Here is a 22,847-nt window from a genome sequence, read left to right on the forward strand (position 1 = left end):
TCTGTGAACTGACCCCAAATAATGGGAATAAAATAAAAACACTTTCGTTGAATTCATTTAAAATGAATCCTACGGAGGTGTTTTTTTCTATGAAAAGAGTGTCGTATTCATTAGAAACAAAGTATAAAATTATTGAAATGAAGAAAGCTGGTTATGCTATTAAGGAAATTATGGAAGCGTTAAATATTAGAAATAGAACACAAGTGAAAACGTGGTGGAGATGGTATCGAAATGGGGAAACTTACAGATTTTCTCAACAAGTCGGCAAGCAGTATACTTATGGTAAAGGGCTGGAAGAGCTCTCAGAAGTAGAACAATTAAAATTAGAAAATAAAAGAAAAGATATTGAATTAGATATTTAAAAAAGTACAAAGAATTGGAAAGGAAGTGGTACCAACAGTAATCGTAGAATTAGTTAATCAACTAAAGCATAGGTATTCAGTCAAAATGATACTTAATGTTTTAGACATACCCAAATCAACATACTATAGATGGAAACACAAAAATGATAAAAATGATAACTTGACGCAAAAAGTCATTCAATTGTGTAAAGACAATCAATATACCTACGGTTATCGAAAAATTACAGCCTTGATTAATCAATTGTCTTCAGTACCAGTTAATCATAAAAGAATTCAGAGAATCATGCAGGAGAATAATCTAAACTGTCGAGTTAGACCTAAAAAGTCAAAAAGCATTGGTAAACCTTATTATAAAACAGAGAATTTATTACAAAGACAATTTAAAGCAAGCCAACCAATGGAAGTATTAACAACAGATATTACTTATTTACCTTTCGGTAACTCTATGTTGTATTTATCTTCAATTATGGATGTTTATAACGGAGAAATTGTTGCGTATAAAATAGATAACAAACAGGATCAAAGCTTAGTAAATGATACATTGAATCAAATTGATATACCTGAGGGTTGCATACTACATAGTGATCAAGGAAGTGTTTATACATCCTATGCTTACTATCAATTATGCGAAGAAAAAGGCATTATCAGAAGTATGTCCCGAAAGGGAACACCAGCTGATAACGCCCCGATAGAAAGTTTCCATTCCTCGCTAAAGTGTGAAACTTTCTACATCAACAATGAGCTCAATAGCTCTAATCAAATTGTAATAGATATTGTCGAAAATTACATTAAAACTATAATAATAATCGAATTCAACAAAAACTAGGCTACTTATCCCCTATAAAATTCAGAGAATTAGCAGCCTAGAACATAGTGTTTTTATTAAATTCCCGCCTTACGGTTTCAGTGCATCACTCTAGTTCGTGCAGATAGGGGTTTTTATATTTTTGAATGTAAATAGGCATCTTTCAGATAGCCAATCGTGCCTACTTCTGAGTTTATAATATTTTGATTACCACTTTTGAAAGTGACTTCCTTAGTATCATCAATATGATAGAGCACCATATCATGCGCTGTTAAGTTATGCTTGTTAGATACAGGCATTTCTAAAATATTATGCTCTACGATAAAGCGATTAAACCAATGAGACGTAAAATTAGAATCAAAAAGAATATGATTTTTAATTGGGCCGTCTACATTACTCCGAGCGTGTTCATCACTAAAAGAAACTGGCATCATATTTACATTTTTCAGACCAAATTCTGGCACTAATTCATTGAATGCTAAGCTATTAAACACAAAGGATTGCGTCATCAACAAACATTTATTGTAACGTGTCATATCAGCATAAATACGATCATTGCTGGATAATAAGTTACCTTCAAACACTTCAAAACCTAAATCACTTGCGCGCTCTGATGTGTTATTAAATAAATTGAACGCCATTACTGGAATATTGTGTTCTCTTAATTTCGCACCTAAATGGAATGAAAATTCACTTTCTCCAACAATAATGACACCAGGTGGCTCTGTACTAGAGAGGTGCATCAATTTGCTTAATGGTATAAAACTAAAACCATAAATGACAACTGTCACAAAGACTAATCCAAAGGTTACTGGAGTGATATACTCTGCCATGGGCGTACCCTTTTCTACAAATAAACCTCCAAAAAACTGGGCAACAGTAAGTACAACAATGCCTCTCGGTGCCATCATTGATACCATAGCTCGTTCCCGTTTAGAAATTTCCGTATTTATTGTAGATAATAATATGGATAACGGTCTTACTAAGATAATCATAACTGCACAAAAAATAAATAATTTCCAAGACATAATACTTTCTAATACATTTAATGTTAATGAAGATGTAATTAATATAAAAACAGTAGAAACCATTATGGATGATGTATTTTCAATAAAATGGTCTGATTCTTTAAATATCAAATCGTGTCGTTTCATACGTGCCATCATCAAACCAAATATTGTTACAGCCAGTAAGCCAGATTCATGTAATATCTCATCACAAATCGCAAATATTAACAAAATAAATACCAATTGAATTGGTGGCATTAAATTTTGTGGAATAAGATCCCTTTTAATTAACCACATAAATAAATAGGACGCACCAAATCCAATCACAATAGCAATGACAAAACGTAATGCAAAACTTAAAATTATTTGAATTTCAAAACCTTGTTCAATAATTTGAAAAACATAAAAAGCGCCTAAAGCAATCATTGGTCCAATGGGATCAAGGATGATACTTTCCCACCTTAATATCGAATCCACACTTTTCCTAACTTTAGCTTGTTTTAATAATGGCTGTATCACAGTAGGACCAGTGATTAAAAACAATCCACCTAAAACAAGGGAAATGGTTGTAGAAAATCCTAATACAAAGTGCAATGCAATTGCCCCTAATATCCATGCAAACACAGCACCCACAGTAATTATTCTTATAACGGCTTTAGAGATTCCTTTTAATTCACGAAAATCTAAATTACTACTACCTTCAAAAAGAATGATTGCAACTGCTATCGACACTAACGGACTAAATACGGATTGTCCTAAACTTTCTTGGGGGTTAATCAGTCCAAAAATAGGTCCAACAAGCAACCCTACAATAGCCATTACTACGATGGATGGCCATTTTATTTTATTGGCGAACCATTGGCTGAATATACCCAATGCCAAAAATATAACAATGAGTAATGTTAACGGTAAGTTTAATAAAGTCACTTTATTCCCTCTCTTTAATCCAATTTAAATTTCATTTTATTCTAAGAAACACTTTAATTACGCATATAAGAAAACATACTATCAAATTTTTTTATTTAACGCATTAAATGAACCTTCATCATTTACCCATTTTGATGCAGTATTAATCTAACCCGTCTTTGCACATATCACTATGTACTTTCTTAAAACATGATAGTCATCATAATAAAACCCTTAGGGGTATGATGATATATACCGAAATGGAAATCATGTTTGACTTAACCTCTCAAAAATTAACAATAATGTCACTATTTTACTAAATGCTAGCTTTACATTATGTTTTGACAAAACTATAATTATTATGAAAATCTTATAATAAAATAATAGGATGTTATGTTATATGTAGTATGCTGAATGATTCGATTCTTTAATGATTGCTACTATGCATTACAATAACGAATACACAAACTTTATTTTCAGCTATTATTTTTATATCTTTTTTACTTAAACAGAAGGAAAAGAAAGGTGACTCATGTTATGAATGATGGCATCAATTACAAAAAATTCATCACCCCCATTTTGATCGGTATCATCATCTGGTTGGCTGCCCCAATTAGACCAGAAGGTTTAGATATTGCCGCTTGGCATATGTTTGCAATTTTTGTAGCAACTATTATTGGCTGTATTACACAACCCCTACCAATCGGCGCCGTTGCAATGATTGGTTTTACGATTTCAGTATTAACCCATACTGTTAAAATTGATACCGCTGTTTCAGGATTTGGAAATAGTAGTATCTGGCTCATTGCCATGGCATTTTTTATATCACGAGGATTTGTAAAAACAGGACTTGGCAGACGTATCGCATTACAATTCGTAAAGTTATTCGGAAAGAAAACACTAGGTTTAAGCTATTCCCTTGTTGGTGTCGATCTTATCTTAGCACCTGCCACACCAAGTAATACAGCACGTGCAGGCGGTATTATGTTCCCAATTATCAATGCTTTATCTCGTTCGTTTGGTTCAAAACCTGAAGACGGCACACAACGTAAAATGGGCGGATTCCTTATCTTCACAGAATTTCATGGCAACTTGATTACAGCAGCCATGTTTTTAACTGCCATGGCAGGTAATCCATTAGCTCAATCTTTAGCCAAACATCAAGGTGTAGATATCACTTGGATGCAATGGTTTTTAGCAGCACTCGTGCCTGGCATCATCTCATTGATACTTGTTCCATTAATCATTTATAAATTGTACCCACCTGAAATAAAGGAAACGCCTAATGCTACGTCATGGGCACAAAACGAACTTGAGTCTATGGGAAAAATGGCAACAAGCGAAAAATATATGATTACTATTTTCTTAGTAGCGCTTGTACTTTGGGTATTAGGTAGCACATTGAATGTTAACGCTACATTGACAGCCTTTATTGCACTTTCACTGTTACTTATCACGGGGGTTCTTTCTTGGAATGACGTACTGAAAGAAACTGGCGCTTGGAATACATTAGTGTGGTTCTCCATATTAGTAATGATGGCCAATCAATTGAACGAACTGGGCTTTATTCCATGGTTAAGTAAATCCATATCAGGAAGTTTAGGCAGTCTAAGTTGGCCAATTGTTTTAGTGTTATTAATCATATTTTATTTCTATTCTCATTATTTATTTGCAAGTTCAACAGCACATGTTAGTGCAATGTATTCAGCGCTATTAGGTGTAGCAATTGCTACAGGGGCGCCACCACTTTTCAGTGCTTTAATGTTAGGTTTCTTCGGTAACTTAATGGCGTCAACAACACACTATAGTAGTGGGCCAGCACCGATTTTATATTCGGCAGGTTATGTTTCTCAAAATCGTTGGTGGACTATGAATGCCATACTTGCTGTATTTTACTTTATTGTATGGTTAGGCATTGGATCACTGTGGATGAAAATCATCGGTTTAATGTAATTTTAAGGCCCCATGTAACGATTTCAACGACATGAATTATGTGTGAAACGTGTCGTTAAAATCGTTACATGGGGCTATTTTATTTTAATTGTTAAACCATGATGTTGTTGTAATCACTTCTGCATAGCGTGTAAGTATTTTATTTATTAAAAATTGATGTTTCTCTGTGTCATTATCATCAACTGCATCTGATAATATGGTTAATTTAAAGTCCTTATCTGCCGCTTCAACAGCAGTCGATAATACTACGCCACTCGTACTAACACCGGTTAACACAAGGTGATCCACTTGTATGCCACGTAAAAGTACTTCTAAATTACTGCCTGTAAACGCGCTTAAACGATGCTTTGTTACAATGACTTCATTTTCCTGAGGTCTCAATGCATCAATAATTTGTGTTGATTCATCATGTTTATTCATTGCTATATCATTTGTCTTCATTTGCATAAACATTTTATTGTTGTCAGAAACTTCCATGTATTTGCCCGAAAATGCCACTCGTACAAAAATGACAGGCACATCATGATTACGTGCTATTTCAATTGCTTTTTGATTATTGGAAATGATTTTTTCTTTTTGCTTTAAGCCGTTTACAATGCCATTTTGCATATCCATTACTACCAGTGCTTGATTCTTATTCAACTTGACCCCCACCTTTTATATTACTTTCATTGCTCAAGACAATTATAGACGCATTTCATTTATTTTTCTAAAATTATAATTATAAAAAGGAACGAGGTAGAAACCTGATTTTTCTAAATAGATTTCTGCCCCGCTCTTCTTAAATTGACTAAATTTGAAAAATCTCTAAAGTCATTGCTATTTTAAACGTTTAGCAATTGCTTAAATTCTGATATACAGTAAACCAGAACTTATGTCACATGCTTATTTTATAGTAAATCCATTGTGTTATATGCGGTTATTTAATAAATCTTGTCCCGCTGTCACACCTGCCTGCGTTAATTCGTGACTATTAACCCATACTTGAGTTACATTTGCACCACGACTTTCAAATATTTCTATGACACGTTCACTATCTTTAGTTGTTACAATTGGGTCGTTTTCACCCATTGAAAGTAATACTTTCATACCACTTAAATCCTTATCATTCGTAATATCTATCGGATAAAGTGGTGCATATAACAATGCCGTTTCAAATAGGATATCTTGATGTAAAATCATGCTAATTGCGATATTGGCACCATTTGAAAACCCTACTGGAATGACTTGGGATAAATCAAAACCATAACGTTCTGCTGCTTCATGTAAAAATGAAGTCAGTCTATTTGTACGCAATTCTAAATCTTCAATATCGTATTGCCCTTCATCAAAGCGTTTAAAAAAGCGATTCATCCCATTTTCAGAAACTTCACCTCTTACGCTTAACACGTTAAAGTTAGGATTAAGCAATTGGCTTAATGGTAGTAAATCATTTTCATCTCCACCAGTACCATGTAACAAAAGAAATGTAGGTGCGTTTGATTCTCCTTCTTTAAAAATATGTTCCATATCTATGCATGCTCCTTTCAAATGATTAATTTCTATATACGAATTGATGGTAGTATTCGAAGTAGTTCTTCTCTTCTATCTTCAAACTGTGGTGGTAACACTAAACTAGATCCTAAGGATTCAAATCGCTCATCAACTGTGAAACCAGGTCCTTCAGTGGCAAATTCAAAAATAATACCACCATGTTCTTTCATATAAATCGCATTAAAATAGTGTCGATCTTTGACTTCAGTCACACTATAGCCTTTACCGGTCATTTTAACCATCCAACCGCGCTGTACTTCATCTGTTGGCAGAGACCAAGCAATATGGTGTACAACACCACCCCCCCCACTGAACATTAGCTTCATTCCTAACCTTCTTGACAATCACATGATGACGCCATGCACCTACTGTTTCTAAATGTACATGATTTTCATCTTGCTTCATTTGATTAAATCCCATATCGTTCACCAATGTGTTCAAAGTTGCTTCTGGATTACCAGTTAACAACGTTACACCATGAAATCCAATAATTTGTAAGTTCTCACTAGGATAATCTTCTTCTGTTTCCACTAAAGCTAATGGCAAACCATGAATGTCGTTAAATTCTAATGTTTCTCGATCAAATAACATTGTTTCTTCTACTTTAATTTGATGTGTTACTAGATGTACTTTCCATTCATGACGTGTGTCTTTAGGAATTCTAAAAGCAATACGTTCCACTTGTCCGTTGCCTATACGACCTTTGCGTGCATTTGGCCAATTAAAAAACGTTAAAATTGTTCCATTTGCAACATCGTCATTCGCAAAATATAGATGGTAGGTTGAAGGATCGTCATAGTTCACTGTTTTTTTTATTAATTTAAGCTTTAACACATCTCTATAAAATTGAATATTTTCTTCAGGGTTACCTACGATTGCTGATATATGATGAATGTGTTGAATAGCTTCCATTTAATCTCCTCCAGTTCCAGTCAAAATATTCTTTCACATTGCACAACACTATTTAAAACAGCTCAAATCAAAGTCAATTATCTACTTGTATCAAACGGACGTATTTCTGACTCAATATATGCTCTTTGTGATTCTAAAAACGGGGGTAATGCTAAACTTTCACCCAGTGTTTCATAGGGTTCGTCACCCATAAACCCTGGACCATCGGTAGAAACTTCTATTAAGATATGTCCTATTCGTGCATATAAAGCTTCAAAATAAAATCTATCTACCAGGCCAGAGTTACCAATGCCTAATGCGTTATATTTTTCTAGCCATTGCTCTATCGCTGCATGGTCTTTTAATCTAAATGAAACATGATGTACTTGACCATATCCTTGTCGTGCCTCAGGACCTTCACTATCTTTTCTTAAGATGACTTGACCACCATTTCCACCTTCACCGACTTCCAGTATTGCTACGTTTTCTTCTACATGAATTGGTTTCATGCCAAATACTTCTTCAAGTATTTTCATAAAATCTTCAAAATAACTTACAGTAATTTCTATAGGTCCAAGGCCATAGATCGCTTTTTCCATTGGTACTGGACCATTTTTCCAAGGTTTACCTGGGGCAACACCTTTATTGTGCTCATCAGATACAAGTTGGTAACGTTGACCATCAACTTCTTCGAAAAGCAATACCTTTGTATCAAAGAGTGATTGAATACCATCATGTTTGATATTAAATTCATTAAATCGTTGTTCATAGTATTGCAACGCTTTATCATTAGGCACTCTAAATGAAGGTCGTGTAATTGAATTTGTACCTGATGAACCTTTAGGGTTATTTGGAAAATCGAAGAATGTCATATCTGTACCTGGTGAACCTTCATCATCTGCAAAAAATGTATGATACGTATAGATATCATCTTGATTCACTGTTTTCTTAACGAGTCTCATTCCTAAAATTTCTGTGAAAAATTTATAATTTCTTTCTGCATCATCAGTCATTGCTGTTACGTGATGGATACCTAATAATTGATTATTTGTCATAATAAAAACTCCTTTTTATAATTTTATCTCGATTTCGAAGTAATTTAAGCTAAAATTTTAAGTGCTTCTACTTATTCAATAGGTTGAGCACTTAGTTTTTTTAAAGCTTGTTGCAATATCGTTATTTCATCGTCAGTTAATACGGAAAATGTTGAAGTTAATGTTGCAGCATGATCAGGAAAAATTTCATCCATCATTGCTTGTCCTTTTTCAGTCAATGAAGCGTTTGTCACACGTTTATCTTGTTTATCTCGCTTTCTAGTGACGCATCCCTTTTCTTCAAGTTTATCTACTACATACGTAATACTACTACTTGCAATAAGTACTCTATTACCAATACGTTGTATCGGTTGATCGCCCTTGTTATAAAGTAATTCCATAACCGCAAATTCAGTTACATTTAAGCCATATCGCTGGACATCCTTTCTAACAATCTTCATTAAATGATCTACCGTTCGATTTAAACCAACAAATGAATTTAAAGATTCTTGTGTACGATTCATAGATTCACCCACCTTCCGAATTTTATTTCGAATTCGAGATAAATTATAACGCCCTCGGTAGCACCTGTCAATCAATTAGTATAAAAAGTATACTTTATATGGAATAACCTGCCTTTTACCTGCTTGTTGATTGGATATAAATTAACATAAACATCGCTCTTAATTTTATAAAAACTTACTATTTCGTTTCTAATTATAGTATAAGTGGTATGCATACAGTGTGGAGGTGTCATGAATGAATCAATTATTTATAAATAACGAATTTATAGCAAGCCAATCTACTGACACAATGGATGTAATTAATCCTGCAACTGAAGAAAAAATAGATACGATTACGTTTGCTTCAGAAGCCGAAGTCAATGACGCTGTAGAAAAATCAAAACAAGCACAACTAGAATGGGAAAAAACGCCAGAACCAACACGTGCAGACCATGTAAAATTGCTTATTCCGTTACTCGAGCAAAATAAAGACACATTAGCCGAACTTTATGTTAAAGAACAAGGTAAAACCTTAGCCTCAGCAAAAGGGGAAATTGACAAAGCCATTCAGTTCATTGATTATATGACAAGCTTAAGTATGAATAATAAAGGAGAAGTGCTACAAAACAGTCGGGAAAATGAAACTATTTTATTAACTAAGAAACCTATTGGCGTCACTGCTGGTATCGTTCCATGGAACGCTCCAATTATGGTATTGATGAGAAAAGTCATTCCTGCTATTATTACTGGTTGCTCAGTTGTCATTAAACCAAGCGAAGCAACTTCTTTAATCACATTAAAGTTAGCTGAATTAATACGCGCTTCAACCATTCCTGCTGGTTTAGTACAAATATTACCAGGCAAAGGAGAAACTGTAGGAACACAGCTTGCACAACATCCTGATATCCAACTTATTTCGTTAACTGGTAGTATGCGTGCCGGAAAATCTGTATATGCTGAAAGTGCAAATACAGTTAAAAAAGTGAATTTGGAACTCGGTGGCAATGCGCCCGTCATTATTACGCCAAACGCGAATTTGGACAAAGCTGTGAGCTATATCGTTACAGCAAGAATAAATAATGCCGGTCAAGTTTGCACTTGTCCTGAACGAATTTTTGTACACCATGAAATTCATGATACATTTATCAATAAATTAAAATCACAAATGGAACAATTGCATGTTGGCGATCCATTTGACGCATCTACAGATTATGGCGCAATTATTAACCAACAACAACTCGATAGCATAGATGAAAAAGTACAAAATGCTGTGAAAAATGGGGCGAAGTTAATCACTGGCGGTCACAAAATAGAACGTCCTGGTTTCTTTTATGCTCCTACGATTTTAGACAATATTAACCCTGAAGATGTTGCTTTCAAAGAAGAAATATTCGGCCCTGTATTACCCGTGGTGACATATACTGATTTTGATGATGCAATCAGCCAAGCCAACCATACGAATGCAGGCTTGTCTTCATTTATTTTCTCTGAAAACTTAAAAGATATTATGTTAGCAACTGAAAAACTTAAATTTGGTGAAGTTTATGCAAATTGCGAAGCAGAAGAAGTCGTTAATGGTTTCCATGCAGGTTGGAGAGAATCAGGTATAGGTGGCGCCGATGGTACTCATGGTTTAGATGAATATTATAATACAACTGTTTCCTATATTAGATATGATTAATCAACCTAATCCCTAACATTGAATAAAAAAGATTTAATATGTAATTCAAAGTGTCTTCATATATGAGATGATTAACACTCACTTTATTTCGCATACGCTCACACTTGTATAAGCATAGCGATTTGAAATCAGACACACAAATCTGGTTTCAAATCGTTTCTTTAATTTTTCACACTTTAACAGTGGTTTCTCAACCATTTTTTAATTTGTTAAAAAAAGCGCATGTATCATCATCTATGATAATACACGCGCTTTCTTATTAATTATTCAATGCTTTATTCAATGATTTCATATTTTCTTTCATAAGTGATTGATACGACACATCTTTATCATTCACTTCTTTTTCAGATAACGTAGCCATATTATGAAAACTAAGCGGTGTTGTATGGGACTCTTTTTGTATTACATCTGTGACTTTAGAAGATATATTCTGTTCATATAACACATAAGGTTGTTTTGTTTCATTAATTCGCTGAACAATCTCCATTAAGTCTCTTTGACTTGGTTCTTCATTATTCATACCGCTCACACCTACTTGTTTAAATCCATAACGATTAGCTAAATAACCGATAGAATCATGTGAAATTACAACTGTATCTCGCTTTGGATTTGACGTGATATGGCGCATTTGTTGATTAATATGATCTAAATCAGCAATCAGTTGTTTATAATTTTTTTCATAATACGCTTTATGTTGTGGGTCTTTTTCCACCAAATCTGTTTTGATTGATTTCACAATTTTTTTATTTAATACTGGATCAAGCCAAACATGTGGATCATTACCACTTTCTTCATGATCATGTTCATGTTCATGTTCTTCGTGATTATGGTCGTGTTCATGATTTGCTAATAAATCGTCATGCTTTAAATTAGCTGCTACAGGTAATTTTAAATGTTTATTATTAATGGAACCAGCTATTTTTTTTGCGACAGAATCCATATCTTGATTAGAATAGATGAATAAGTCACTCTTAGCAATATTAACCATCTCTTTTTGAGTTGGTTCAAATGAATGCATATCGGCGCCTGGTGGATAAATCGATTCAACCTCTACATATTTACCGCCAATTTGTTCAGTAAAACTTTCAAAAGCAAATGCCGTTGTATAAATTTTAAGTTTATTATTTGTACTGACGTCTTTTTTCTCATTTTTATTGATATTACTACACGCACTTAGTGCAATCATCATGACACATGCCAGTATAATCATTATACTTTTCTTCAAAAAACGCCCCTCCAAATCGAAATTATTCCGTTAAAACTATAAACTTAATTTCACATTATTTCAATACTTTTAGCTCATTCTTTTCATTAAATTGATAAATTGTTTGAATTTCATGAAAATGTGATATTAAATAAGTATAAACAAAATTCGAGGAGCGATAAAATGGCTGAAATTAAAAAAGGCAATAACAAATTTTATATTGGTAACGACGAGAATAATCCACAAGCTCAAATCACTTTCAATCAACAAAGCAACAATCAAATTGATATTGACCACACCGGAGTTCCAGAAGAATTAGGTGGCCAAGGCATTGGCTCTCAACTGGTTAAAGCTGTCATTGATTATGCACGAGAAAACAATTTGAAGGTATCTGCTACATGTCCATTTGCTAAAAATGTCATTGAAAAACACGACGAATATCAAGATGTATATTCTGGCTAATAAATAAGCAACAATAAAATAGGCATAGAAAATCAGTTGAGTTTCAAGATTTTCTATGCCTATTATTATGTTGATATACTATTGGTAAACGTCGTTGTAATATATCATCGCCACTCATTATCCGTTCTGTAATAAATACATATTATGATAAATACCTTTTTGCGCTATTAATTGCGCATGTGTGCCATGTTCAACTATTTCTCCCTTATTTAATACAAAGATTTGATCCGCATCTTGAATGGTAGATAAACGGTGTGCTATCGCTAATGTAGTACGTCCCTTCCTCATTTTATTCAAAGATTTTTGAATTTGCTCTTCAGTTTCTGAATCTATATTCGCAGTCGCTTCATCTAATATTAATATTTTAGGGTTAGTTGCTATGGTTCTCGCAAAAGCTATTAATTGTCTTTCACCACTTGAAAATGCACTTCCTTTTTCAATGACCTTATGATCATATTGATCTGCTAATTTTTCAATAAAGTGATTTGCATGAACAAATTCTGCTGCAGCTTTCACCTGCTCAAATGTCATTGTAGGATGATATAATTTAATATTTGTTGCTATTGTTCCATAAAATATAAAGGCATCTTGTAAGACCAAACCAATTTTTTCTTTTAATTCTGATTTAGATATCGTTTTAAGTGAGTGACCATCTATTTTAATCTCTCCACGATGGAATTCATAAAAGCGCATAAAGAGATTTATAATAGAACTTTTACCAGATCCTGTATGACCAACAAGCGCAATCATTTCTCCAGGTTTTGCGGTGAAGCTAATATCTTTTAAGACATCTGTTTCACCATCATAGCTAAAACTTACCTGATTGAATTCAATCTCACCTGACTTAATCGTATGTTGCGCTATTGTTTCCTGTTCTGGTTCATATGTGTCATCATCGATAAGTGCAAATACCCTACTGGCTGAAACAAGCGCTTGTTGTAAGATATTTAAGTTTTGACTCACCTGATTGATAGGCTCAAAAAAACGTTCCATGTACTGAACAAATGCGAAAACTACTCCCGCAGTGATACCAGTAGTAAAGCTAATAATGCCAAAATAGCCCAAAATCATTACAATAGCAAAAATTGAAATAGAGCTAATTGCAGGACGAAGTAATAGACTATCTAATTTTACAGTTTTCAACATATATTGATAATGTTCATCATTAATTTCATTAAATTCTTTATTTAACCGGCGTTCTTGATTAAATGCCTGTATAATTTTCATACCTTCTATAGATTCTGCTAACTTTGAGTTTAAATCAGACAAGCGTTGTCTAGACTTTGAAAATAAAAAGGCAGAATATTTTCTGTAACTGGCTAATATCACGATGATTATTGGAAAAAAGATAAGTGCAATTAAAGCTAACTTGACATCTAACACAAACATCATAATATAACTTGAAATCATCATAAAGAATGCCATAATAAACGTTGAAAAAACGCCTACTATCATATCAACAATGGTTTCAGTATCATTGGTGAGTCGAGAAACGATACTACCACCTGGCACTTTATCAAAGTATCTCATACCTAATTTACCTAATTTATTAAATGCATCAATTCTTAATTGTTGAATTACCTTAAATGCTAAGTATTGAAATAAATACTGGCTGAAATAAAGTGTGATTGCTCCTACTAATTGTATGCTGATAAATAGCACAATTAACCAAATCATTGCTTCTTGAGGAAAATGGCGTGGCGTTAAATAGTCGTCAATAAATATTTTCACCATATAAGGCGTCATCATACTGGCAACGGTCGATAATATTAATGTAATAAATGCCAATACAATCGTCCATTTATAGGGTAAGGTATATTTAAATAATCTGATAAGCGCACTACCTTGATCTTTTGCCGTTAAGTTAGCATTCTCAGTCATTTGCACCATCCCCTTCTGTTAGACTATCCAAGTTGCGAGACAGTTGTTCATGCAAAGCTTGCGATTGGTACGTATCATAGTACCAACCTTTTGCACTCATCAATGTATCATGGTTTCCACGTTCGATAATGTGTCCTTCATTCATTACGATAATTAAATCGGCGTGCTTCACAGCACTCATTCTATGTGCTGTTATAATATTGGTCTTACCACTTCTAAGACGTTCTAAATTATCTAATATGGCCTCTTCTGTTTGAGCATCCACCGCTGATAATGAATCGTCTAAAATAAGGATCTCTGGATTAACAAGTAATGCCCGAGCAATAGAAACGCGTTGCTTTTGGCCTCCTGACAATGACACACCTCTTTCTCCAACCACTGTCTGGTAATTGTTAGAAAATTGCATGATATCATCATGAATATAGCTAAGTCTACTCGCTTCATATATTTTTTCATCATCTATGGATTCATGACTAAATGCAATATTATTTCTTATTGTTGTAGAGAATAAAAAGTGCTCTTGGGGAACATAACCAAATTGCTTCCTTAATAGTTCTACATTATAATCGCGGATAGGATGACCACCATATTCAATATCTTCTGCGTGTTGCACATCAAATTCTCTCAATAACAACCTAATCAAGGCACTCTTACCAGAGCCTGTGCGTCCAACAATGCCAACTGTTGTACCTTGTTTTATTGTAAAATGGATATCATAAAGTCCCTGTTCATCATTACCCGGGAAATGAAATTGCTTAATATTAAATGTTATATCACCTTGTGGCATCTCATCAATTGAATACGACGTATCGATATCATTAGATAAATTTCCAATCTCCTCTATACGCTCATAAGAAGCTTTGGCCCTCTGAATAATATTAAAAAACAGACCTAATGCCAGTAATGGCCATACAAGCATACCGAGGTAAGTCGTAAAGGTAATTAACTGCCCTAAACTAATATCGTTATGAAACACCATCTGTGCACCAAATGCAATTGATAAGAAATAACTCACACCAATGACTAAGGTAATCGTCGGATCAAAAAGTGCATCTATTTTGGACACTTTCAAATTTTTCGCTACAACATCATCACTCAAGTCTTTAAAATCGGCCTGATCACTTGCCTCATAACCGAATGTCTTAGTTACCTTGATTCCAGCTACACTTTCTTGTGTCTTATCGTTTAATTTACTAAACGCTGCTTGTGCTTTTTTAAATCCCTTGCTCAGTAACGAACCATAAACACTTGTTAACAACACCATAAAAGGCAGTGGTATCAAAGCAATTATCGTCAATTTCCAACTAACTGTTGTTGCCATTGTAATAATGACTGTACCACCAGTAATTAAAGAATCTGCAATCATCAAAATTCCTGCACCAGCAGCATTCTGTACAGCTCTAATATCATTAGTAGCATGTGCCATCAAATCACCCGTTCTTCTGTTTTGAAAAAAGATGGCACTCATTTCCGTATATTTTTTATATAGATACGTTCTTAATATTTTACCTAACTTTTGACTTGTCCCAAATATTGACAACCTCCAAATGTATCTGAGCACATACGTTAATATGGCTGCAACGACGAGTATCGCTAAATATATTGTTAATAATTGGGGCGTTAATTTATTAGAAGTCATCTCATCAATTGTACGACCAATGATTTGAGGAGGTACGATTTCAATTAATGCAATTAATAGTAATGTAATCAAACCAACGATATAACTTATTTTTTGTTGCTTAAAAAACCAACCTAATTTCAAAAACACCTTCATCACTTCACCACCCGCAATAACTATTCAAAACATAACTTGTGCTAATTATATATAAATCATCATCTTAGCCTCGTCTCGAGTAACGATTTATCATAATATGCAAACGCTTATGTCTCATATTTTACCACAAGTTAATATATGTAAATAGAATGGATAAATTACACCCGAATATAGTATTATTTTAATTATGTCTAAACCATTAGCATACTCAGATTTAGAAAATCAATTGTCTTATTTTGTACTAGCTAGTATTTTTATTAAATCACTTTAAATACTTATCCCACTTCAAACAATCCGATTCATATCGTAAGACGATGCACATTTGATAATAATGCCCTTTGCAATATGACAACAATTACACATTTAATAAAATGAATTAACATTGCAGGACAACTAAATAATTTTTTGTTTCATAAACACTTTATATTGACTAAGTATAATTTTTATACTAAAATTCAACTTGTACTAATTACAAATACATGTAATCAATAAGGAGTAAACCTATGACTTTTCACGATAAAAATGCGACTCAAGTAACCAATATCACATTAAATGTCGCTGATTTAAAAAATATGATTAACTTTTACACACAAATTTTAGGTCTAACTATAAAAACAGAAACGTCTGATGAAGTTACGTTGAACATCGGTCTACACGGGCATACGCTCACACTTCAAGAAATTGTAAATGGTCGTCAGCCTTCTTTGAGAGAATCAGGATTATTTCACATGGCACTCTTATTACCGACGCGTCAAGATCTCGGTAATTTCTTATTTCATGCTGCAAGTTCAGGTGTTCAAGTTGGCGGTGGCGATCACCTTGTCAGTGAGGCGCTCTATTTTGCAGACCCTGAAGGTAATGGGATTGAAATTTATTACGATAGACCTAAAGAAGGTTGGATTTGGAATGACAATAAAGTTAAGATGGATACACTTGAAGTAGATGCTAATGACTTAGTTGAACAGCGAAGCACAACTGGGTGGCAAGGTATGCCTGATGATGCAAAAATTGGCCACCTACACCTAAAAGCTGCTGATATAGGTCAATCTCGTCATTATTATCTCGACGAACTTGGCTTAGATCACGTTTCTGATTTACCACAGGCTGTATTTATGTCAACTAATCACTATCACCATCACGTTGCTTTTAATACTTGGCAATCTAATATGTTACGCCAAAACAATAGCCAAAGTTTAGGTTTAACACATATAGAAATATATAAACCAAATGCACAAGAAACACAATTTATTGGACCAGAAGGTTTCGAAATTTTAGTTCATAGTAATACTTCCTTAGTTGCTGACAAATCCAAATAGAGAATAATGTCGATTTAATGGGTTATCTTGTATAGGGACCTATTGATTTAGTATCAATGTCAACGAGTGAAATGACTAAACGCTATGGTTTCATTTATGTAGATCAAGATGATTACGGTCAAGGTACTAAAAAACGTATTAAAAAAGATTCTTTCGACTGGTATAAAGATTTAATTCAATCAAATGCACGTGATTTATAATATAAAAAGCTTGGTGCAGTTGCACCAAGCTTTTCTCTATTTATTCTAGCCATTCAACAATATCGTCTTGTGTTTGACGAACTTTGGCTTTTGGTTCCGTTTCTCTATAGCCAAACGCTACCATCACTGATGGCGCAAAGTTTGTATCATCAATCAAACCTTCATCAGTTAAAAATTGTGTAACCGCATCTAAATCAAAGCCTTCTATTGGACATGAATCGATATTTAATAATGCTGCACTCGTCATCATGTTACCCAGTGCAATATAAGTCTGTTTTCTCGCCCAATCTAATAAAGATTGCTCATTGTCATTAATGTGAAAATTAGTTTGAAAATCATCAAATTTCTTTTCTGTAGCTGGAATGCTTGCTTCACTATATTTTTTTACATTTCTTATCATATGTTGTACGTAATCTGATTGTGAAGTTACATTTTTGCGTGCTAAAATTAATACAAAATGACTTGCTGTATCAAGTTGCCCTTGCGCACCCCAACTGATTGCTTTAAGTTTATCTCTAATTTCACGATTTTGAATAACTACAAATTTCCAAGGCTCTAAGCCTAGCGAACTGGGTGAAAGTCTCCCCGCTTCTAAAATTGTATTAAAATCACTCTCTGAAATTTTTTTGTTTGCATCAAAGCGTTTTGTTGCATGTCTAAAATTAAAAGCATCTAAAATCGTTTGTTGCATTTGAGTCATCACTTTTGAAACCTACCTTTCAAATTAATAATTTATACATGTAGTATAGCGATTTGAAAATCCTTATCAAAATAATATGTTTATAAAAAAGTAGGATAGAAATACATTTTTCTCAAAAGGTTTTTTGCTTCTACAGTAGTCATTCACTAAACATATCACATGCCTAGTCGGCAGGTTTATAAATGTTCTGCCTCTTGCAGTCAGGCAATCATAATGATTTATTTAGCACTTCTGTTTCAATGACGCTGAGCACGCCTTGATTATCGTTCGATGGTGCAACATGATTTGCCACTTCAAATAACATTTCATCTTCACTGTTTTCCATCACGTAACTATGTTTAGCTAATTGCAACATATCTAAATCATTATTTGCATCACCAAATGCCATCAAATTCGCTGCATCAAGTTGCCAGATATTCAATAAACGCTTCAATGCCTGCCCTTTTGTTATACCTGGTATAATAATATCAATACTATCATGTCCACTAGACACAGTTTCTAGTTTTCCATTGAAGTGCTTTTTAAGATCTTGATCAAGTGTCGGGTGCGTCTCACGATTAATATTAAATGCAATTTTCACATAATCATCTTTGGGTAAGTCTTGTAAGGAATCTATTTCTTCTAGTTGACGATAATAGAAGTGGGCATCTTTTTTAAATGCTTCAGTATTTTCTTTTAAAATATATGCGCTACTTAGGCCACAAATAATTAGGTTATTAACCCCTTGCTCGATATTCAAATAATCTATAACTTGTTGATAAAAGTCTCTATCAAATGCTTGATAATCATATAGATTATGCCCTTCATAAATGACTGCACCATTTTCAGCTACAAAATACATATCACGCTCACCAAAAATTGATTTTAATTTGGCATACTGATTACCACTAGCAGCTATCAATTTAATATTTCGTGCTTTCAATTGTTTAAATATACGTTCAAATCGTTCTTCATCATATGTTTTATTAGTATTTAAAAATGTACCATCCATGTCAACTGCAATTGCTTTTATCATAATGTCCCCTCAAACCTTCCGATTTATATGTTCACCTTTTATTATATCGGCAATGTTGGTCGATTCAAATGAAATCTATTACCTTATATAATATCTATAAAAAACAGAATGAAACATAAACCTACTTTTAGTAAGATTTTCTTGTTCCATCCTGTATGAGATGACCTACTTCATATATTCAATAATATTAGAACTTCTATCTATGTTCGATTTTTAGTTCATAGCCAATTGAAAGACAAAATTTTGTCCCGCACATCGCTTATTTAGTATTTAATGTTTTAATAAAATTCAAGTAGTCTTGTGTATTCTCTTCTAATTGACTCGGTGTAATGGTAAAGGCGCTATATAACTTATGTACGCCAATATAATTTGCAGATACAAATCGAGTTGTCGCTATCATCGGACTCACCAACTCGTCAATCGTAAACTTAACATTACCTTCCTGCGTATATGCTTCCGCAACAGAACCAATAGAAATCGCCAATCCTATGTTCTTCCCTTGTAAAGCATGACCATTAGAACCATACGCCCAACCACGGGTGAATACTTCATCTAAATACTGCTTCATTAATGGTGGAGAACTATACCAATACAATGGATATTGAAAAATAATATGCTCGTGCGCCTCTATCAACTTCTGTTCCTTTTCAATATCGATTTTACCATGCGGATATTCTGGATAAAGTTCATGAACAGTTACGAGTGACTCGTCTTCAGATAATGCATCTCGCCACTTTTTATTTACTGTAGAATTGCTAATATCAGGATGTGCAATAATTACTAATGTAGACATATGGGCAATACCTCTCTTTATTTAAAATTTACTCTATATATAGTAAGCTCCTAATGTTAAATTTGAAACTTATTTGCCTAATTTAACTAATTTAAATAAGCAAGTCTAAAAAAACATACTATTGCTGAACTGTCTAGAAACATTACCTCCTTGTTTAACGCTACTTATGAAATGTCCATTTTGCTATCTATAGCGTTAAATTCTATTTTTTATTTGCTACACCTTTAGATGGTGAGATGATTGAACCCACACTATTAAAAAAGCTTATCAGAAATTATAATTCTGATAAGCTTTTTTTATTTTTTAACACGTATTTTGGAAACGTAATTTGATTTTTCTTTAATATCAAAAATTGTCAAACCCACAATATCTTTTTTCTTACCAGGAATAATGATGCTGATAATATAAGAGAAGATAAATGCAACTAAGAATGAAATAATAGATACAAAGAATGGCGAATTCCCTCCACCAATACCGTTAAAGATATAGGCAAAGACAATACCTAACACAAGACCACATATAACACCAACAGTATTTGTTCGTTTCGTAAAGATACCAACTGCAAAGACGCCAGCTAATGGTACACCAACAAGGCCAGTAATTAATAAGAATAAATCCCATAAATCATTTGAATCGGAAGCAATTAAATAGATTGACATAGCAAAACCAAACAAACCTGAAAGTACAATCATCCATCTAGCAAAAGCGACTTCATCTTTTTCTTTACCTTTACCAAAGAACCTATGTTTGATATCAACAGACAGACAAGCTGAAATTGAATTTAAGCTGGATGAAATTGTAGACTGAGCCGCTGCAAATATTGCCGCTATTAATATCCCTGCAATAAATGGTGGCATTTCAGTAAGAATAAAATACGGTACGATTGATGATGTATTAAAACCATCCGGCAAGATACTTTCGTGTTGATAGAAAGAGTAAAGCATTGTTCCCATACCATAGAATAGGGGGGCTGAGATCAAAGCTAATGCCCCATTCATCCATAATGATTTTTTCGTTTCTTTCATCGAATCTGATGCTTGATAACGCTGCACAACATCCTGACTTGCAGTGTATTGATGTAAATTATTAAAAATATTACCTAAGAAAATAATTGGAATTGCTGCAGCTGCTGTATTGAATTTCCAGTTATCTGCACTGATTATTTTTTTATGCGCTAACGCATCCGTAACAACAGTTCCCATCCCACCTTGAATATGTATAATACCCAAGATAATAATGGCTGCAGCACCACCTAATAGAATGATACCTTGAATGAAGTCACTCCATACTACACCTTCAAAACCACCTAAGAAAGTATAGAGGATACATAATATACCAACTAAACTAGCTACGACGTATGGGTTTAAATCAGAAACTGCAGTGATGGCTAATGTTGGTAAATAAATAACAATAGCTACCCTTCCCAAATGGAAGAGTACAAATAATAAAGAACCAATTACACGTACGCTTGGTCCAAACCTTGCCTCTAAATATTCATAAGCTGATGTCACTTTTAATTTTTTAAAGAATGGTACATAGAAATAAATTAAAAGTGGAATGATCGCGACAATAGCTATATTACCTGCTATGTATGACCAATCAGTCAAGAATGCTTTTTCTGGTGTCGACATGAACGTTATTGCACTTAATGTCGTTGCATAAATAGAGAAACCTACCGCCCAAGAAGGCAAGCGGCCACTAGCTGTAAAGAAACTATCAGTATTTTGACTTGCGCGTTTTGTAAAATATGCCCCAATCAATAACATGATTACAAGGTAAGCTATAACAGCTACCCAGTTCCATATACCAAACCCTACTTGTTGCATTTACTTCATCCCCTTACGTGATGTCTTATAAGTTATAATCCTTAATAAGTTGTTCCAACTTGTGTCTGTTATTTTCATTAAATGGTTTAAATGGACGTTTCGGTATACCACCGTCAATACCGCGTGAGGCCAATATTTCTTTCAATGTAGAATATATCCCCATAGACAATACATTTTCGATAATATTATTTGTTTCATGCTGAATTTCATACGCTTCTGCGATGTTTCCGCTTTGTGCTTTTTCAAATATTTGTCTTGCACGTACGCCGTTGACATTATATGTAGAACCAATTGCGCCATCTACACCCGATACGGCTGCTTGTACTAACATTTCATCAAAACCAGATAGAATTAATTTATTAGGAAATGCCTTGCGAATTCTTTCCAATAAAAAGAAGTTTGGTGCAGTATATTTCACGCCTATTACTTTTTCATGATTAAAAAGTTCACCAAATTGTTCAATTGAAATATTTACACCTGTTAAGTCAGGTATTGCATATATAATCAAGTTATTTTGCGTGGCTTCAATAAGTTCAAAATAATAATCTTTAATTTCTTCAAATGAAAACGGATAATAAAATGGAGTCACAGCTGAAATCGCATCATATCCAAGTTCAGTTGCATACTTACCAAGTTCAATCGCTTCGTTTAAGTCCAACGAACCCACTTGTGCAATCATTTTGACATCATCATTTACAGCCTCTTTTGCAACTTTAAATACTTGTTTCTTTTGCGCTTTACTTAGCAAGAAGTTTTCACCAGAACTACCATTGACATACAAACCATCTAATTTTTCTGTCTCAATTGCATTTTTGGCAATTTGCTGTAAACCTTCTTCTTTCACTTGTCCATTTTCATCAAATGGTACTAACAACGCGGCATATAAACCTTTTAAATTCTCTTCCATGAGATAAACCTCCATCTATTTTTATACGTTTTCTTTTTAAAAAGCATGTATTTTCTGACTCGCTTCAAAAATGTTCGAGATATGCTATTTACAG

The 22,847-nt window shown here is 33.7% G+C and carries 17 protein-coding genes and 3 pseudogenes; 6 read left to right on the plus strand and 14 right to left on the minus strand.

The features are described 5' to 3' along the window. Nucleotides 1-89 precede the first annotated feature (89 nt). Nucleotides 90-1,229 (plus strand): annotated as a pseudogene (locus BTJ66_RS07005) (IS3 family transposase). A 72-nt stretch (nucleotides 1,230-1,301) separates the two neighbouring features. Here BTJ66_RS07005 and BTJ66_RS07010 read toward each other — a convergent pair. Next, the gene (locus BTJ66_RS07010; RefSeq protein WP_099090256.1) at nucleotides 1,302-3,101 is read right to left on the minus strand and encodes a cation:proton antiporter; all 1,800 of its coding nucleotides are present in this window, start codon (nucleotides 3,099-3,101) and stop codon (nucleotides 1,302-1,304) included. A 516-nt stretch (nucleotides 3,102-3,617) separates the two neighbouring features. On the opposite strand from BTJ66_RS07010, the gene BTJ66_RS07015 reads away from it, so the two are divergent. Next, a complete protein-coding gene (locus BTJ66_RS07015; protein ID WP_099090257.1) occupies nucleotides 3,618-5,033 on the plus strand; it encodes an anion permease in 1,416 nt (471 codons plus the stop codon). Nucleotides 5,034-5,117: 84 nt separating this feature from the next. Here BTJ66_RS07015 and BTJ66_RS07020 read toward each other — a convergent pair whose 3' ends face one another. The 5 genes and pseudogenes from BTJ66_RS07020 to BTJ66_RS07040 form a co-directional block, all read right to left on the minus strand. Further along, complete coding sequence (locus BTJ66_RS07020) at nucleotides 5,118-5,675, minus strand: cysteine hydrolase family protein (RefSeq protein ID WP_238597605.1); 558 nt, start codon at nucleotides 5,673-5,675, stop codon at nucleotides 5,118-5,120. Nucleotides 5,676-5,942: 267 nt separating this feature from the next. Next, nucleotides 5,943-6,542: a methylhydroquinone degradation carboxylesterase MhqD gene (mhqD, locus tag BTJ66_RS07025; RefSeq protein WP_099090258.1), complete on the minus strand. Its 600-nt coding sequence runs from the start codon at nucleotides 6,540-6,542 to the stop codon at nucleotides 5,943-5,945. Between the two features lie 32 nt (nucleotides 6,543-6,574). Further along, nucleotides 6,575-7,478, minus strand: a pseudogene (locus BTJ66_RS07030) (VOC family protein). A 77-nt stretch (nucleotides 7,479-7,555) separates the two neighbouring features. Continuing rightward, the gene (mhqE, locus tag BTJ66_RS07035) at nucleotides 7,556-8,512 is read right to left on the minus strand and encodes a ring-cleaving dioxygenase MhqE (RefSeq protein ID WP_099090259.1); all 957 of its coding nucleotides are present in this window, start codon (nucleotides 8,510-8,512) and stop codon (nucleotides 7,556-7,558) included. A 71-nt stretch (nucleotides 8,513-8,583) separates the two neighbouring features. Next, nucleotides 8,584-9,015 carry a MarR family winged helix-turn-helix transcriptional regulator gene (locus BTJ66_RS07040; protein WP_099090260.1) on the minus strand — a complete coding sequence of 144 codons (432 nt, stop codon included), beginning with the start codon at nucleotides 9,013-9,015 and terminating at the stop codon, nucleotides 8,584-8,586. A 235-nt stretch (nucleotides 9,016-9,250) separates the two neighbouring features. Here BTJ66_RS07040 and aldA point away from each other — a divergent pair, with 235 nt between their 5' ends. After that, nucleotides 9,251-10,675, plus strand: coding sequence for an aldehyde dehydrogenase (gene aldA, locus BTJ66_RS07045; RefSeq protein ID WP_099090261.1), 1,425 nt, complete (start codon nucleotides 9,251-9,253; stop codon nucleotides 10,673-10,675). Between the two features lie 259 nt (nucleotides 10,676-10,934). Here the strand turns inward: aldA and BTJ66_RS07050 are convergent, their stop codons facing one another. Further along, nucleotides 10,935-11,900 (minus strand): metal ABC transporter solute-binding protein, Zn/Mn family, encoded by a 966-nt coding sequence (locus BTJ66_RS07050; protein WP_099090262.1) that lies wholly within the window; start codon nucleotides 11,898-11,900, stop codon nucleotides 10,935-10,937. 162 nt (nucleotides 11,901-12,062) lie between these two features. Between BTJ66_RS07050 and BTJ66_RS07055 the strand changes: the two genes are divergently transcribed. Beyond that, a complete protein-coding gene (locus BTJ66_RS07055; protein WP_099090263.1) occupies nucleotides 12,063-12,341 on the plus strand; it encodes a GNAT family N-acetyltransferase in 279 nt (92 codons plus the stop codon). A 117-nt stretch (nucleotides 12,342-12,458) separates the two neighbouring features. On the opposite strand, the gene BTJ66_RS07060 is transcribed toward BTJ66_RS07055, so the two are convergent. Both BTJ66_RS07060 and BTJ66_RS07065 read right to left on the minus strand, forming a co-directional pair. After that, nucleotides 12,459-14,222, minus strand: a complete 1,764-nt coding sequence (locus BTJ66_RS07060) for an ABC transporter ATP-binding protein (protein WP_099090264.1) — start codon at nucleotides 14,220-14,222, stop codon at nucleotides 12,459-12,461. Continuing rightward, nucleotides 14,215-15,996 (minus strand): ABC transporter ATP-binding protein, encoded by a 1,782-nt coding sequence (locus tag BTJ66_RS07065; protein ID WP_099090265.1) that lies wholly within the window; start codon nucleotides 15,994-15,996, stop codon nucleotides 14,215-14,217. The genes BTJ66_RS07060 and BTJ66_RS07065 overlap by 8 nt, the downstream gene beginning before the upstream one ends. A 503-nt stretch (nucleotides 15,997-16,499) precedes the next feature. Between BTJ66_RS07065 and BTJ66_RS07070 the strand changes: the two genes are divergently transcribed. After that, a complete protein-coding gene (locus tag BTJ66_RS07070) occupies nucleotides 16,500-17,312 on the plus strand; it encodes a VOC family protein (protein ID WP_099090266.1) in 813 nt (270 codons plus the stop codon). Further along, nucleotides 17,309-17,512 (plus strand): annotated as a pseudogene (locus BTJ66_RS07075) (family 1 glycosylhydrolase); the annotation flags it as partial. The gene BTJ66_RS07070 and the pseudogene BTJ66_RS07075, both read left to right, overlap by 4 nt. A 40-nt stretch (nucleotides 17,513-17,552) precedes the next feature. Here BTJ66_RS07075 and BTJ66_RS07080 read toward each other — a convergent pair. From BTJ66_RS07080 to BTJ66_RS07100, 5 genes are all read right to left on the minus strand, one after another. Further along, nucleotides 17,553-18,212, minus strand: coding sequence for an NAD(P)H-dependent oxidoreductase (locus tag BTJ66_RS07080; protein ID WP_099090308.1), 660 nt, complete (start codon nucleotides 18,210-18,212; stop codon nucleotides 17,553-17,555). Nucleotides 18,213-18,420: 208 nt separating this feature from the next. Continuing rightward, on the minus strand, nucleotides 18,421-19,227 hold the full coding sequence (locus BTJ66_RS07085; RefSeq protein WP_099090267.1) for a Cof-type HAD-IIB family hydrolase: 807 nt from the start codon (nucleotides 19,225-19,227) through the stop codon (nucleotides 18,421-18,423). A gap of 259 nt (nucleotides 19,228-19,486) precedes the next feature. Continuing rightward, the gene (locus tag BTJ66_RS07090; protein ID WP_099090268.1) at nucleotides 19,487-20,020 is read right to left on the minus strand and encodes an NAD(P)H-dependent oxidoreductase; all 534 of its coding nucleotides are present in this window, start codon (nucleotides 20,018-20,020) and stop codon (nucleotides 19,487-19,489) included. Nucleotides 20,021-20,316: 296 nt separating this feature from the next. Next, nucleotides 20,317-21,846 (minus strand): sodium:solute symporter family protein, encoded by a 1,530-nt coding sequence (locus BTJ66_RS07095; RefSeq protein ID WP_099090269.1) that lies wholly within the window; start codon nucleotides 21,844-21,846, stop codon nucleotides 20,317-20,319. A gap of 25 nt (nucleotides 21,847-21,871) precedes the next feature. Next, nucleotides 21,872-22,753 carry an N-acetylneuraminate lyase gene (locus BTJ66_RS07100; protein ID WP_099090270.1) on the minus strand — a complete coding sequence of 294 codons (882 nt, stop codon included), beginning with the start codon at nucleotides 22,751-22,753 and terminating at the stop codon, nucleotides 21,872-21,874. Nucleotides 22,754-22,847: the final 94 nt, after the last annotated feature.

Origin of the sequence: Staphylococcus edaphicus (assembly GCF_002614725.1) — a bacterium.
Classification (GTDB): domain Bacteria; phylum Bacillota; class Bacilli; order Staphylococcales; family Staphylococcaceae; genus Staphylococcus; species Staphylococcus edaphicus.

What these genes read in the sequence shown, in the direction of transcription:
- BTJ66_RS07095 (WP_099090269.1), bottom strand. Translation starts at nt 21,846, where the DNA reads ATGCAACAAGTAGGGTTTGGTATATGGAACTGGGTAGCTGTTATAGCT.
- mhqE (WP_099090259.1), bottom strand. Translation starts at nt 8,512, where the DNA reads ATGACAAATAATCAATTATTAGGTATCCATCACGTAACAGCAATGACT.
- BTJ66_RS07085 (WP_099090267.1), bottom strand. Translation starts at nt 19,227, where the DNA reads ATGATAAAAGCAATTGCAGTTGACATGGATGGTACATTTTTAAATACT.
- BTJ66_RS07100 (WP_099090270.1), bottom strand. Translation starts at nt 22,753, where the DNA reads ATGGAAGAGAATTTAAAAGGTTTATATGCCGCGTTGTTAGTACCATTT.
- BTJ66_RS07040 (WP_099090260.1), bottom strand. Translation starts at nt 9,015, where the DNA reads ATGAATCGTACACAAGAATCTTTAAATTCATTTGTTGGTTTAAATCGA.
- mhqD (WP_099090258.1), bottom strand. Translation starts at nt 6,542, where the DNA reads ATGGAACATATTTTTAAAGAAGGAGAATCAAACGCACCTACATTTCTT.
- BTJ66_RS07055 (WP_099090263.1), top strand. Translation starts at nt 12,063, where the DNA reads ATGGCTGAAATTAAAAAAGGCAATAACAAATTTTATATTGGTAACGAC.
- aldA (WP_099090261.1), top strand. Translation starts at nt 9,251, where the DNA reads ATGAATCAATTATTTATAAATAACGAATTTATAGCAAGCCAATCTACT.
- BTJ66_RS07080 (WP_099090308.1), bottom strand. Translation starts at nt 18,212, where the DNA reads ATGACTCAAATGCAACAAACGATTTTAGATGCTTTTAATTTTAGACAT.
- BTJ66_RS07070 (WP_099090266.1), top strand. Translation starts at nt 16,500, where the DNA reads ATGACTTTTCACGATAAAAATGCGACTCAAGTAACCAATATCACATTA.
- BTJ66_RS07065 (WP_099090265.1), bottom strand. Translation starts at nt 15,996, where the DNA reads ATGAAGGTGTTTTTGAAATTAGGTTGGTTTTTTAAGCAACAAAAAATA.
- BTJ66_RS07090 (WP_099090268.1), bottom strand. Translation starts at nt 20,020, where the DNA reads ATGTCTACATTAGTAATTATTGCACATCCTGATATTAGCAATTCTACA.
- BTJ66_RS07060 (WP_099090264.1), bottom strand. Translation starts at nt 14,222, where the DNA reads ATGACTGAGAATGCTAACTTAACGGCAAAAGATCAAGGTAGTGCGCTT.
- BTJ66_RS07015 (WP_099090257.1), top strand. Translation starts at nt 3,618, where the DNA reads ATGAATGATGGCATCAATTACAAAAAATTCATCACCCCCATTTTGATC.